This window comes from Tabrizicola sp. (assembly GCF_016793705.1).
In the GTDB taxonomy this organism is placed as follows: Bacteria; Pseudomonadota; Alphaproteobacteria; order Rhodobacterales; family Rhodobacteraceae; genus Tabrizicola.
Genome location: NZ_JAEULO010000037.1, coordinates 1 through 13,364 on the forward strand (window position 1 = coordinate 1; position 13,364 = coordinate 13,364).

The following is a 13,364-nucleotide window of genomic DNA, read 5'->3' on the forward strand; positions in this document are numbered from 1 at the left end:
CGTGCGCGACAGCCGGTCCTGTATTGTCGTCCTGTCGGCGCATCAGGCGCTGACGACGATGGACATGGCGCTGATCCGCCTGATCGCCCATCGTCAAGCGCGCGAGATCATCGTCTTCGTCAACCGGATCGACGAACTGCCGGACCCGGCCAGTCAGGTGCCGGAAATTCATCGGGCCATCCTTGAGACCCTGGAGAAGAACAACGCTCCGCCGGACATCGACATCATCTACGGCTCGGCCCATTGGGCCAACGCGGTGCTGGAAGGCAAGATCGACGAGATGACCGACGACTCGACCGAGTCGGCGATCAACTGGACCCGCGCCGCCTTTGCCGACAAGATGGACAGCTGGTCGGCGGAGCAGCTGGTGTGGCATGCCTCGGGCGTGCCGGCGCTTCTGGATGCGCTGGGGCAGCGGATGTACGAAGGCCCGGTGCGCGAGGCCTTGCAGAAATCCTCGCGTCAGGCGCTGAACCTGGCGCAAAGCTTGGACGTGGTCGACCAGGTCCGCATCCTGGAATCCGACGGGCAGCTGAACCGCACGATGACGCCGCAGCAGCTGGACGCGGAACTGCGCAAGATCGAACTTGGCGCGGTCGAGAAGCTGACGCATCTGACGAACAACGTCTGCAAGGACTTCACCCACCGGATCGACCAGAGCTACGAACGCTTCCTGGACCGCGCGACGAACAGCCTGATCGAGCATCTGCAAGCGAACGGCGAGGATGCGACCTGGCACTACAGCCCCCTGGGCCTGCGGATGCTGCTCAGCTCCAGCTACCAGGTCGTGCTGAAGAAGATGCACGGCATCGCAGCCGAGGTTAACAACGAGACCGCAGTCAAGATCGCCGACCTTTACGGCCAGACCTTCTCGATCACGGTCGAGGGCTTCAAGATCGAGACCCCGGTCGTCTCTTACATTCCGCCGCCGATCAACCTGGGCCAGACCATCGCGCTGGACCTTCAGGTCAGCTGGTGGAAGGGGTGGTGGCAGCGACGCCGCGGCTACAAGGCCTTTGCGCAGGATTTCAACAAGCTGATCCGCGCCGAGACCGACCCGATCATCAACGACCTGAAAACGATCCAGATCGGGCTTTTCCGCGAACGCACGCAAGCCACCCTGCGGGACTTCCTGCAGGAACAGCGCGAGCTCTTGATGAGCGCGCTGGCGTCTTCCGAGATTTCGATGGAAGAGATGAAGGAACTCTTCGGCGTGAATGCCTGGGAAGACCGGCAGGAATGCCTGGCGTCCATCATGGACGAACTTGCCATCTACGCCGACTAGGTTGGAAAAGGGTACGAAAGGACCTGAGGAATGCCGCTGACCCGCAAGCCCCGCATCGCCATCATGGGCGAGTTCAGCTCAGGGAAAAGCACGCTTTGCAACGTGCTGATGGGGGCGAGGCCGCTTCTTGAGAAGGTGACCGCGACCCAGCTTCCGCCGGTCTGGCTGTCCTACGGCCCCGACGACGCCTACACGATGGGCCTTGACGGCCATGCCTATGACCTTGACCTGGCCGAGCTGGACCGGGTCAGCCTGGAAACCACCGAACACGTCCGCATCTTCATGAAGAGCGACATCCTGCGCTATTGCGACCTGATCGACATGCCGGGGATCTCCGACCCGTCGATGTCGTCGGAAGTCTGGGAGCGGATGGCGCACCTGGCCGATGCGGTGCTGTGGTGCACCCATGCCACCCAGGCCTGGCGGCAGTCGGAATCCGGCGTCTGGTCGACCTTCCCGCAGGAAATGCGGCAGAACAGCGTCCTGCTGATCACCCGCTTCGACAAGATCCTCGGCGAGAAGGACCGGGCGAAGGTGGTCAAACGGGTGCGGCAGGAAACCGAAGGACTGTTCTCCGAAGTCTTCCCGGTCTCGCTTCTGCAAGCGATGCGCGCGGGTGATGATGCCGAGAAATGGCGCTCCAGCGGCGCAGCGGATTTCACCCAGGCGCTGTTCGACATCATCCACCGCATCATCGACGAGGGCCACCCCGAGCCGGGCGAGGCCGACAAGCCGGCGATCACCCCGGACCCGGGCGACGAGACGGAACTGGGCCAGAGCCTGATCGCCGAGGCCTTCGAGCGGCTGACCGTGATCCGCAACACGCCGGTGGTGAAGATCCTGCCGCGCCGGGTGGAGGCCAAGACCGAGCGTCTGCTGCGCACGGAGCGCCCCACCGCCGAGACCGGCCCGGCGCTGGTGACTTTCGCCGACAACATCGTCGGCACCGGCGAGGTGCCGGCCAGCCGTGTGAAGATGTCCTAAGCCGGGAAAGGCGCGGAATTGGGTGTGAGCGAAAGCCTTGGTGCCGTGGCGAAGGCCTTTCCGCAGGCCCGGCTGGTGGCCTTCGCCGACCTGTCCTCGCGGATGATCCTGTCCAGCGCGGGCTCGCTTGCCACCACGCAGGAACATCTCGACCGGCTCTGCGACCAAGCCCGGGCCAGCTTCGACGACCCGCTGTTCTCGCTGTCGGTCGAGGCCTTCGGCGAGCCGCAGGGCGCAGTGGTCATGGGCGCCGATGCGGTGCGGGTCTTCCTGCGCTCGGACACCGAACCCGCCGATGCCCTGTGCTGCATCTGCGATCACGGCATTGACCTTGCCGCGTTTGTGGCGAAAATCCGCGACACGCTTGAAAGCATCACCCATGCCGGGTGACGGGGCGCGTGACGGGGGTCGGGCAAACCGTTGAACAAGGCCACGCTTCCCATCGTCGCTCGCCTGCGCAGCTTGCAGGCGGCTATCCGGTTTGCCGCCGGCGGGGCGCGGGTGATTGCCGAAGCCGATGACCGCAACCCGCTGGCCCAGCTTCTGCGCGCCGCGAACGAGACGATGCTCGGCCGGTCGCTACAATTCGATTCCGCCGGTGGCCCCAGCCTGACGCTGGACGTGTCGGGCCGCCGGGTGCTGCGGGTGACGGCGGCGCCCGGTCTGGCGGGGGCGGAAAGCTGCCTCGGGGCCGAGGTGCTGGAGGACGAGCACAAGGACGACCTGATCAAGCTGATGCAGGCGGTCGCCACCCCGCGCTACGAATTGCGCGTCACCTCCGGCCCCATCGGGCGCGGGGGCGAAGAGGTCAGCGTCGGGCTGCCGGTCGCCTTGCTGGCTGATCTGGTGCTGATCGACCTGAACGACCTTGCCGCCGACGATTCCGCCGAGGAGGAGGAGGCGGTGCCCGCCCCCGCGCCAGAGCGCCCTTCGGCTGCCGCGCCGGGCGCAGGGCTCGCCGGATTGGCCGAGGCGATCGGATTGGGGCTTCAGGCCTGGCTTATCGTGGGGGGCCCGGACGACGACCGATCCAACGGCGCGGAGGAGATGGTCTCGCATCTCCAGGGCTTCCTCGACGACGAGCGCGAGGCGGTCGATCGACAGCTCGACCTGCTCTCGCCGGAGCCGGGCGCGCCGGTCTGCGTCATGTTGGGAGCGACGCTGATCGAGGGACACAGCATCCTGGTCGCCAGGCTGGGCGGCGGCCTTCTGCTCGGCATTGTCGAGGGTGAATGTACCGGCGCAGCGCTGGCCGCCTGGCGGGATGTGCTGACCTAGGTCGCGACGCCCCAATCGTAGTTCATCTTACCAAGACCGAGCACGATCAATCGCTTGCCGACCTTGGCCAGGTCGTCCTGTTGGCGGAAGACCTCGGCGGCGGGGATAAGTCGCTGGCCGCCGCCGCTTGGCGCAATCGGCGCGCAAGCCCGGAAGCGCCGGCATCTGCGAGCCGAGGGTAGTGGACCTGGTTGCGCGGCTTCCCGGCCTTGACCTTCGTCTTGCAGACCTTGGCCAAAGGAAAGTGAGCGAGGTCGGTCTGTCCTTTCACGGACGATGCGGGTCGCACTTGTCCTTGGGGCCACTGTGCGCAGCTCATCCTCCGGTCGAACGAAACTGCGCTCGATGAAATGCATCGTTCGAGAAACGCAGGGCCTTGCAGACAGTGGCCGTCATTCCGCTTGAGGGCATCTCGCATGACGAGGCGTCTGCATACCCTGCCTGCTTGTCCATCCCGCCCCATCACCAGGCCAGCCCGCAGCCAGGCATCGGGGAGCCCCACCTGGTCGCGGGCAGTTCGCACGAGCCCACGTCAGGCGAGTTGACAGAATACGGGCACCTTGCCATATTATTATCACCGATAGATCATTATTTACACCACTGGGAGGACAGGACATGCGGAAAAACACCTGGCGCGATGCCGCCGGCGCACTAGTGACATCGACACTTCTGGCGTTGGCGAACCCTGCCGCGGCAGAGGATGTGCAGCTGAAGATGGCCTATCTGGCGGCCGATTCGATGCTTCCGGCGCTTTACGCCATGGACATGGGCTACTTCGCGGAAGCCGGCCTTGATGTGGAGCAGGTTCCCGTCCAGTCGGGACCGGCTGCGGTTGCCGCTGTCGCTTCGGGGGATGCCGACATCGGTTATGCGGCGCCGCTGCCGCCGATCAACGCACGCCTCAATGGCGTCAACTTGAAGATGTTCCTGCAACTGGGCCAGGAAGTGGACCCCGACAAGAAGTTCCTCTGGCTGCTCGCCTCGAAGGCTTCGGGCATCACCGACATCGCCAGCGTGAAAGGGAAGAAGATCGCCATCAATGCCAACGGCGGATTGTGCGATCTGGCCTGGCGCGATCACCTTGCTTCGGCGGGGCTGACAAAGGACGACATCGAGATGGTGGTGCTGCCCTTCCCCGAGCAGGAGGCCGCGCTGGAGCTCGGCAACATCGACGCTGCCTGCACCGTGAACCCGTTCTATGCCTCGATCACCAGCAACGCAGCGATCGGCGCCGTCGAGGTCGCGGCGGGTACGCTGAACGACCTGTCAAAGCCGCTGATGAACGACGCGCTCTTTGCCAGCGACGAGTGGCTTGCCGCGAACGAGGCAACGGCCGTGAAGGTGGCGCATGTGATGGACCGCGCCCGCAAGGAGCTTCTGGCTGATCGCAAGGTCATGGAGGAAGCGGCCGTGAAGTATCTGGAGCTGACGCCGGAAACGGCTACGAAGTTCAACCTTCCGATCGTGAACATGGACATGACGGTCACGCCGGCAGATGTGCAGGTGATCCTCGACGCCATGGTGCGCAACGGGATGCATGACGGCGCGCTGAGCGGTGCCGATTTCGTGCAGACCGTGAAGTACTGAACTGATCCGACGGCGGGCCTTCACCGGCACGCCGTCCCTTCTGGAGAGGCGCAATGACCGATATTCTGACCGCCCGCAATGTCGCCAAGGACTTTGGTGGCACCGGCGGAACCCTTTCGATCATCGACGGGCTGAACCTTGCCGTGAAGAAGGGCGAGTTCGTCTCGCTCGTCGGTCCGTCGGGCTGCGGCAAGACCACTCTTCTTCTGTGTCTTGCCGGGCTGCAGTCGCTGACCCGGGGGGAGATCACCTTCAAGGGTGTGCCGGTCATGGAGCCGCCACAAGGTCTGGCCGTCGTGTTCCAGGATTACAGCCGCTCGCTGCTGCCCTGGAACACAAACCTCGACAATATCCTGTTCGGGATGCGCCGGGTGGCCGGGGATGCGCGCGCCAAGCGCGACCGGGCCGCCGAACTGCTTGAGGCCGTCGGACTTGGCGGTTTCGGCGGGCACTACCCCTGGCAGGTCTCGGGCGGCATGCAGCAACGCGTGGCAATCGCGCGTGGCCTGGCCTCGGAAAGCGAGTTGCTGCTGCTGGACGAGCCGCTGGCAGCCGTTGACGCCCAGACCCGGGCCGATATGCAGGATCTGTTCCTGGACCTGGCGCGAAAGTTCAACCAGACCTGCCTGCTGGTCACGCATGACGTGGAGGAAGCCGTCTACATGGCGCAACGCGTCCTGGTGCTGGGGCCCCGCCCGACAAAGGTGGTACGGGAGGTGACAATCGAGCTTCCGCGCGAGCGCGACCAGCTGGAGACCCGGGAAGATCCGGCGTTCCTGGCCGCCCGCCATGAGGTGCTGTCACTGATACGGTCGATGCGGACGAGGAAGGCGGCATGACTCCTCCACTCCTGCGCGGTCCGGTCAGGGTGGCTGTCGCGCTGGCGGTCGTGCTGGCGCTCTGGCAGGCGGTTCATCTGGCAGCCATCGTGCCAGAGCGATATTTCCCCGGCATTCCCGCCGTTCTTGCCGCGTTTGGCGACATGATCGCTTCGGGCGATCTGCTGTCCGGCTGGGCACTGACCTTTTCACGCGCCACCATCGGGCTGATAGCGGCATCTCTTCTGGGGATCGGGTTGGCAATCCTGTCGGACCTTTCGCCGGTCTTCGGTCGCGGCTTCCGCTACATCTCCGACGTGCTTCAGCCGATACCTCCCGCAGCCTTCGTGCCGATGGCGGTTTTCTCGCTTGGCCTCGGAACCAAGCTATACGCTTTCGTCGTCATCCTGGTCACGGTCTGGCCACCCTATCTGAACGGATCGGCCGCGCTGGAGGCGGTCAGCCCCGTTCAGGTCGCCACCGGCCGGATGCTGGGCTGCGGACGCTGGACGCTGCTGTGGAGGATCAAGCTGCCCTCCGCGATGCCCGAGATCTTTGCGGGCATCCGCTATGCGGCCACGATCAGCCTTGTTGCGGTCGTGGTGTCCGAGATGCTGTCCGGCAGCAACGGGATCGGGTTCATGATCTACAAGAAGGCCTTCGCGCTGCGGACGGCCGATGTCTTCGCGCTGATGTTCGTGGTCGGGCTGAACGGCGTGCTGATGAACGGGCTGGTCAGCCTGCTGCGCCGCGGCGTCGTCGGCTGGCACCAGAAGATGATGGAGCGGCAAGAATGAACGAAAGTCGGCGCATTGCCCTTCTCGGGCTTCTGGTCCCCGGGGCCGTGCTGGTTCTCTGGCAGGTGGTCGCCTTTGCGAAGAGCTCTCCCCTGTTTCCCGGACCGATCGAGGTGACGCAGGCCATCATCCGCAACTGGCACGAGATCGTGTCGAACCTTGGCGTCACCCTCATGCGGGCAGCCGCAGGTTTTGCCCTGGCTACGGTGATCATGGTGCCCCTCGGCATCTTCCTTGGCCGGGTGCGCTGGCTGGGCGAGGCAGTATCCCCGGTCATCGACCTGGTGGCCACGCTTCCGCCGCCGGCCATCGTGCCGCTTGTCATGCTCTTCGCCGGCACCGGCGATGCGGCCAAGATCGTGATCATCACCTATGCCGCCGGCATGCCCCTGATCATGAACACCTACGAGGCGTCGCATACGATTCACCCGATGTTCAGCCGCGTCGCCCGTTCACTGCACCTGACCAGGTTCGAGACGATGCTGTTGATCGACCTGCCGTCCTCACTGCCGATGATCGCGACAGGCGCGCGGCTGGCGGTGGCCTCCTCGCTCCTGGTGTCGATCACATCGGAGATGCTGCTCGCGACCAACGGCATCGGGGTCTACCTGCAACGCAGTCAGGAAAATTTCCAGATCGGGTCGGGGCTGGCCGGCATCGCTTTCATCTCGGCCGTGGGCATTGTGATCAACGCACTGGCCTACCGGATCGAGCAGAAGCTCCTGTTCTGGCATTATCGCAGGTAGCGGTGGCCACAGCGGCGGGTTGTTAAGCGCCTGCCGCTGCAATACCTCTGCTGATTGCGAGCTGTTGTTGGTGAAACTGCCGGGAAAGGTTGGACATGCGGACCGTTGAGAAAGCCCTGCGGCTGATCGAGAACTTCGATGCGACCAACCCCGAGATCGGGTTGAGCGCAATGGCGCGGCTTTCGGGCCTGGACAAGTCCACCGTCCAACGGATGCTGGTGGACCTCGCTTCGACCGGCTTCGTCGAGCAGAATCCGACGACGCGGGCCTGGCGGCTTGGCGCCGGCATCCTGCGCCTGGCGCGTCTGCGCGAGGCGTGCTTTCCGGTGTCTGAAGCCATCATGCCGATCCTTGCCCGACTGGCCGCCGAAACGGGCGAGACGAGCCATGCCGCCCTGCGCAGCGGGCGCGACCTGGGCACGATCGGCGTGGTGGAAAGCCCTAAGGCCAACAGGGTCTATCTGGAACCGGGGCTGATCCTGCCCCTGCACGCCACTGCCTCGGGCATTGCCTACACCGCCTTTTCCGAGCCGGAAGTGCGGGCCCAGCTCTTGAAGCGTAACCTGAAATCCTTTGCCGATGGCACGCCCTTGCAGCCGACGGACCTGGACGAAAAGCTGAAGGCGGCGACGCAGACCGGGTTCGGGTCTGCCGACCAGACCTTCGAGCGCGATGTGATCGGTCTGGCTGCGCCGATCTTTGCCGCGAACGGTCGACCGCAGGGCGCTGTGGGCGTGGCAACGCCCTCGTCGCGGATGACGCCGGACCTGCAACGCAAGATCGTTGCCGAACTCTTCATCGCTGCCAGGGCGGCGACCGAGGCGCTTGGCGGTGTCATTCCGCCAGGCTATCGGGCGCTGATGCCCAAGGGGCACCAAGCCTGATCCCGGACGGAAATGGTTGATGGGGGACAGCGCCATGGCGCGACATACCGGATCGGAAACGCTGATCGAACGGCGCAGGCGGCTTCTGGGCCCGAACATGGCGACCTTCTACGACGAGCCCGTCCATATCGTCCGCGGCGAAGGCGTATGGCTCTGGGATGCCGATGGCCGCAGATACCTTGATGCCTACAACAACGTGCCCCATGTCGGCCATTGCAATCCCCGCGTGGTCGAAGCGATCTGCCGTCAGGCCGGGCAGCTGAATACGCATACGCGCTATCTGCACGAGGGCATCCTGGATTATGTGGAGCGGCTGACCGCGACCATGGATCCGGCGCTCGACAGCGCGGTCCTGACCTGCACCGGATCGGAAGCCAACGACATCGCCCTTCGCATGGCCGAGGCGGTGACGGGCAAGCGCGGGATCATCGCGACGGACGCGACCTACCACGGCAACACTGCGCTGGTCAGCCAGCTGGGCCGCTCGCTCCCGCCGGGGTCGGGGTTTGGCCTCGACCAGTATTTCCGTTTCGTCGAAGCGCCCACAGCTACCGCAGGCCCGATCCCGATGCCGCGATCTTTGCCGAAAAGGTGGCCGAACAGATTGCGCTCCATGAACGGTCGGGGATCGGCTTTGCCGCGCTGGTTCTCTGCCCGATCTTCCTGAACGAGGGCTTTCCCTTCCATTCCGATGGCTGGCTGAGGCCCGTGGCGGAAGTGGTCCGCCGCGCTGGCGGGCTTCTGATCTGCGACGAGGTTCAGTCGGGTTTTGGACGGACAGGCTCGCATATGTGGGCGCATCAGAAGATGGGCGTCGTGCCGGATATCATGACGCTTGGAAAGCCCATGGCCAATGGCCATCCGGTCGGCGGCGTGGTGACGCGCGCCGAGATCCTGTCTCGTTTCCGCGAAGGCTACCGCTACTTCAACACCTTCGGCGGTAACCCGGTCTCTTGTGCGGCGGCCATGGCCGTCCTTGACGAGATCGAGGCGCAGGATCTCCTGGCAAATGCGGTGGCCGTGGGGGCATATGCCGTCGCCCGGTTGAACGCTATGAAGGCGCGCCATCCCTGTATCGGAGATGTGCGTGGGACAGGCATGGTCTTCGGCGCCGAGCTGGTGCTGAACCGCGACAGCAAGTCACCGGCGGGCGAGTTCACCAATCGTGTGATCAACGCAATGCGTCGGCGCGGGGTGCTGCATTCCAGCCTTGGTCGGCATCGGAACATGCTGAAGATACGACCGCCGATGCCGTTCTCGATCGACCACGCGGACCTTCTGTTCGACACGCTGGACGAGGTTCTGGCCGAAACGCCTTTGCTGCCATGAACCAGGTGATCGAGACCGCGCTCGCACTGTGGGGAAAGGCGGGCGCGAGCGTCGAACTGGTCGCCACGCGCGAAAACCATGTCTACAGGCTGGATCATGAGGGGGCCGCCTTCGCCCTGCGACTGCACCGAAGCGGGTATCGCAGCGATGGTGAGCTTCAATCCGAGCTGGCGTGGATGGCTGCCGTGGCACGGGGCGGGCTTCGCGTTCCGGCGCCGGTGCCCGCGCTTTCGGGAGATCTGCTGCTGGTGATCGGCGGAGCACAGGTCGACCTGCTGACCTGGCTTGACGGCAGTCCCGTCGGCAAGACCGGCGAGCCATTGCAGGCGACCGATCGCAGCGGGCTTTTCCGCGCGATCGGGCGGGAAATGGCACGGCTGCACCTCGTCTCGGATGGTTGGAACCCAGCTGCAGGCTTCGCCCGCACCGCCTGGGACCGCCCGGGCCTGCTGGGCGAGGCGCCGGTGTGGGGTCGCTTCTGGGAAAACCCCTCCCTGTCCGCGCCGGACCGACAGCTGTTCGTCGCCTTTCGCGACCTGGCCAATGCGCGGCTGCGCCAGCTTGAGGGGCAACTCGACTATGGCCTGATCCATGCCGATCTGGTGCGCGAGAACATCATTCTCGATGACAAGGGGCCGCAGTTCATCGACTTCGACGATGGAGGGTTCGGCTTTCGCCTGTTCGACCTGGCGACCGCGCTGATCAAGAACCTGTCCGAACCCGACTTTCCCATGCTGCGGCAGGCGTTGCTGGAGGGCTACCTCGCCCTGCGCCCCATCGACCTCGACCATCTGGACCTGTTCCTGACGCTGCGAGCCGCGACCTATCTGGGCTGGATCATCCCCCGAATGGACGAGCCCGGTGCCGTCGAACGCAATCGGCGTCTCATCTCGGTGGCTCGGCATCTGGCGGAGGCTTGTCTGGGCAAGCCCGAAACCGGCGATGGCCTGCGGCCATTCGGGGGACACAAGGAGAAATCGCGGTGATCAATTTCCTTTTCATCATCACCGACCAGCATCGGGCCGACTACCTTGGCTGTGCGGGCCATCCGGTGCTGAAGACCCCCAACATCGACCGCATCGCCGAACGGGGTGCCCTGTTCGAGCGGTTCCACGTCGCCAACCCAGTCTGCATGCCCAACCGCTCGGCCATCATGACCGGACGACCGACCTCGATCTCGGGCATCCGGCACAATGGGATTCCGCTGCCACTGGAAGCCAATACCTTTGTGGATGTGCTGCGCGCCGACGGCTACGACACGGCCCTGATCGGCAAGAGCCATCTGCAATGCACTCTGGACGGCGAGCCCGAGCTGGGCAGAAATCCGGCCGGCTCGGGCGATCTGGCGAATGCGCGCCGACGTCCGGTCGGACCCTATAACCAGGAGAAGGAAGCGGAATGGGACCGGCGCGGAAGGGCCGCCCTGCATCTGCCCTACTACGGGTTTTCGCATGTCGACCTTCTGACCGGGCATGGCGACGATTCCGGGGCGGCACATCTGCGGGACCAGAGGGCTTCGCTGGGCGACCCCGAGCGCCTGCGCGGCTCGGACCATCAGTTGCCGCACGACTACACCTGTCCGCAGGCGATCCGCACCGCCATTCCGGAGGACCAGCACTCCACGTTCTGGGTCCGCGATCGCGCGCTTGACTATCTGTCCGACCCCGCCCGGCAGGAAACGCCATTCTTCGCCTTCGTGTCTTTCCCCGATCCGCATCATCCCTTTTCACCGCCGGGTCGCTACTGGGATATGTACGACCCTGTGGACATGGTGCTTCCCGAAAGCTTCCATGCCCGGTCCAGCCTGCCGCCGCCGCACCTGAAATGGCTGCGCGAGAATGCCGAGATCGGCAAGGCGGCCTATGGTGCGGCGCTGGTGAACGAAAGGCAGGCGCGCGAGGCGATCGCCCTGACCTGCGGCATGATCGCGATGGTGGACGATGCCATCGGTGCCCTGCTGGACCAGCTGGATCGCGCGGGCCTCGCCGGGAATACCGTCGTCGTGTTCACGTCGGACCATGGCGACTTCCTGGGCGATCACGGCATGATCCTGAAAGGGCCGATGCATTACCAGTCCACCATCCGGGTGCCGTTCCTGTGGTCCGATCCTGCGGCAGCGGGGCCGCAGCGGATTTCGCGGCTGGCGTCGTCGGTCGATATCGCGAGGACCATCCTCGATCGGGCGGGCTGCCGCGCCTATTGGGGGATGCAGGGACAGAACCTGTTCACCGCGCCCGCGCGCGATGCTGTTCTGGTCGAGGATGAGGGCAATCGCATTTCGCTGGGCTTTGCGACGCCGCCACGGGTGCGAACCCTGGTCAGAAAGGACTTCCGCCTGAGCATCTACCTGGATCAGGCCTGGGGCGAACTCTACGATCTGCGAAGCGATCCGGGAGAGATCGTCAACCTCTGGGACAGTCCTGCCCATGCAGCGATCAAGGCAGGGCTGATGGCCGATCTGGTCCAGGAACTCACCCGCGCCTGCGATTCAAGCCCGTGGCCGGACGCGCTGGCCTGAGCTAACGCGTCTGTCCGCCTGGCGCGTTGCGTACGCCGACCTGATCTGCATCCGGCACTGACGGACCATGGAGCGCGGGGGCCGGACCGCTGCTCCCGATGGTTCGACCTTCAACCGCGCTAGAGGTCGATCCTCATGCCGTCATGACCGAGGTGGAAAGTGCCCGTCCAGTCGGCGGCCACGCTGTCGCGCCATTCCTTTTCGCCAAAGGCCGGATCGTCCGAGGGGATCAGGTGATGCAGCGCAAGCGCCTTGACTCGGGCCTTCGCCGCGATCTTCGCCACATCGGCAGCCAAGGTGTGTGCCCGCAGCCAGTGGTGCATCAGCCTGCCGTCACCATTGCCGATGCGCGCCAGCAAGGCCGGCAACGCCTCACCCAGCATCGCTTCATGGATCAGCAGATCGGCTCCGTCGGCGAAATCGGCCATCTGCGGCATGTAGGCGGTGTCACCGGAGAAGACGACCGCCTTGCCGGCGCCCTCGAAGCGGAAGGCATGGCAGGTCACGGGCGGATGTTCGGTCAGCATGCTGTGGACGGTCAGCGGCCCGATGGCAAAGCTTTGCGCCGGATCCACCGTCTCGATCCGGACAAGGCTGGCAAGATCGGGACGACCCTCGTCCTCGACGCGGATCGCGATGTCATACTGCATCGACGCGAGGAAATGCTTCCAGTAGTCCGAGAGCCCTTCCGGCCCATGGACAACGACGGGCGTCCTCAACCCGGCGACCCAGGCGGTATGCAGCAGCGGGCCAAGTTCGATGTAGTGATCGGAATGCAGATGGCTGATGACGATCTGGTCCAGGTCTTTCAGCGCCATGCCCTGATCCACCAGCCCGCGCGTCACGCCAAGCCCGCAGTCGACCACCACGCGCTGGCCTGCCAGGCACAGCAGACTGGAGGTCGGGTTGGTCGAGCCGGTGCGGATTGCGGGGCCGCCCTTTGTTCCGAGAAGTGCGACGTAATTTTCCATGCTGCCCTCACACCGCCGCCAGCCCCGCGTCGAGCGCGGAGAGGATGGTGGTCGCGTCGGCCTCGGTGATGACGAGGGGTGGCGAGAGGATGATGTTGGGGCCGGAGACGCGGACCATGGCGCCCGCCTCGTAGGCCTTGGCCTGGACCTGGCCGGGCTGCGCCTTC

At 64.9% G+C, this 13,364-nt stretch carries 13 protein-coding genes and 2 pseudogenes; 13 read left to right on the forward strand and 2 right to left on the reverse strand.

The genetic code is table 11. The features are described 5' to 3' along the window. The 13 genes and pseudogenes from JNJ68_RS08650 to JNJ68_RS08705 all read left to right on the forward strand — a co-directional run. Window positions 1-1,285, forward strand: a pseudogene (locus JNJ68_RS08650) (hypothetical protein); the annotation flags it as partial. Between the two features lie 30 nt (window positions 1,286-1,315). Next, the gene (locus JNJ68_RS08655; protein ID WP_294981492.1) at window positions 1,316-2,269 is read left to right on the forward strand and encodes a dynamin family protein; all 954 of its coding nucleotides are present in this window, start codon (window positions 1,316-1,318) and stop codon (window positions 2,267-2,269) included. Between the two features lie 24 nt (window positions 2,270-2,293). Then, window positions 2,294-2,659 carry a hypothetical protein gene (locus tag JNJ68_RS08660; protein WP_294981494.1) on the forward strand — a complete coding sequence of 122 codons (366 nt, stop codon included), beginning with the start codon at window positions 2,294-2,296 and terminating at the stop codon, window positions 2,657-2,659. Window positions 2,660-2,689: 30 nt separating this feature from the next. After that, complete coding sequence (locus JNJ68_RS08665; protein ID WP_294981496.1) at window positions 2,690-3,547, forward strand: hypothetical protein; 858 nt, start codon at window positions 2,690-2,692, stop codon at window positions 3,545-3,547. A gap of 615 nt (window positions 3,548-4,162) precedes the next feature. Continuing rightward, window positions 4,163-5,134 carry an ABC transporter substrate-binding protein gene (locus tag JNJ68_RS08670; RefSeq protein ID WP_294981498.1) on the forward strand — a complete coding sequence of 324 codons (972 nt, stop codon included), beginning with the start codon at window positions 4,163-4,165 and terminating at the stop codon, window positions 5,132-5,134. 53 nt (window positions 5,135-5,187) lie between these two features. Then, a complete protein-coding gene (locus JNJ68_RS08675) occupies window positions 5,188-5,973 on the forward strand; it encodes an ABC transporter ATP-binding protein (RefSeq protein ID WP_294981499.1) in 786 nt (261 codons plus the stop codon). Then, window positions 5,970-6,749, forward strand: a complete 780-nt coding sequence (locus tag JNJ68_RS08680) for an ABC transporter permease (RefSeq protein ID WP_294981501.1) — start codon at window positions 5,970-5,972, stop codon at window positions 6,747-6,749. Before JNJ68_RS08675 ends, JNJ68_RS08680 begins: the two co-directional genes overlap by 4 nt. Further along, the gene (locus JNJ68_RS08685; protein ID WP_294981504.1) at window positions 6,746-7,495 is read left to right on the forward strand and encodes an ABC transporter permease; all 750 of its coding nucleotides are present in this window, start codon (window positions 6,746-6,748) and stop codon (window positions 7,493-7,495) included. Before JNJ68_RS08680 ends, JNJ68_RS08685 begins: the two co-directional genes overlap by 4 nt. A 95-nt stretch (window positions 7,496-7,590) precedes the next feature. Continuing rightward, entirely contained in the window at window positions 7,591-8,379 is a 789-nt protein-coding gene (locus JNJ68_RS08690; protein ID WP_294981506.1) for an IclR family transcriptional regulator, read from the forward strand. Between the two features lie 34 nt (window positions 8,380-8,413). After that, on the forward strand, window positions 8,414-9,046 hold the full coding sequence (locus JNJ68_RS19455) for an aminotransferase class III-fold pyridoxal phosphate-dependent enzyme (protein WP_363165647.1): 633 nt from the start codon (window positions 8,414-8,416) through the stop codon (window positions 9,044-9,046). Beyond that, the gene (locus tag JNJ68_RS19460) at window positions 8,971-9,708 is read left to right on the forward strand and encodes an aminotransferase class III-fold pyridoxal phosphate-dependent enzyme (protein ID WP_363165649.1); all 738 of its coding nucleotides are present in this window, start codon (window positions 8,971-8,973) and stop codon (window positions 9,706-9,708) included. The genes JNJ68_RS19455 and JNJ68_RS19460 overlap by 76 nt, the downstream gene beginning before the upstream one ends. Further along, entirely contained in the window at window positions 9,705-10,694 is a 990-nt protein-coding gene (locus JNJ68_RS08700) for a phosphotransferase (protein ID WP_294981509.1), read from the forward strand. The genes JNJ68_RS19460 and JNJ68_RS08700 overlap by 4 nt, the downstream gene beginning before the upstream one ends. Beyond that, entirely contained in the window at window positions 10,691-12,226 is a 1,536-nt protein-coding gene (locus JNJ68_RS08705; protein ID WP_294981512.1) for a sulfatase-like hydrolase/transferase, read from the forward strand. Before JNJ68_RS08700 ends, JNJ68_RS08705 begins: the two co-directional genes overlap by 4 nt. A gap of 119 nt (window positions 12,227-12,345) precedes the next feature. Here the strand turns inward: JNJ68_RS08705 and JNJ68_RS08710 are convergent, their stop codons facing one another. Both JNJ68_RS08710 and JNJ68_RS08715 read right to left on the reverse strand, forming a co-directional pair. Continuing rightward, window positions 12,346-13,197 (reverse strand): MBL fold metallo-hydrolase, encoded by an 852-nt coding sequence (locus JNJ68_RS08710; RefSeq protein WP_294981515.1) that lies wholly within the window; start codon window positions 13,195-13,197, stop codon window positions 12,346-12,348. 7 nt (window positions 13,198-13,204) lie between these two features. Continuing rightward, window positions 13,205-13,364, reverse strand: a pseudogene (locus JNJ68_RS08715) (aspartate aminotransferase family protein); the annotation flags it as partial.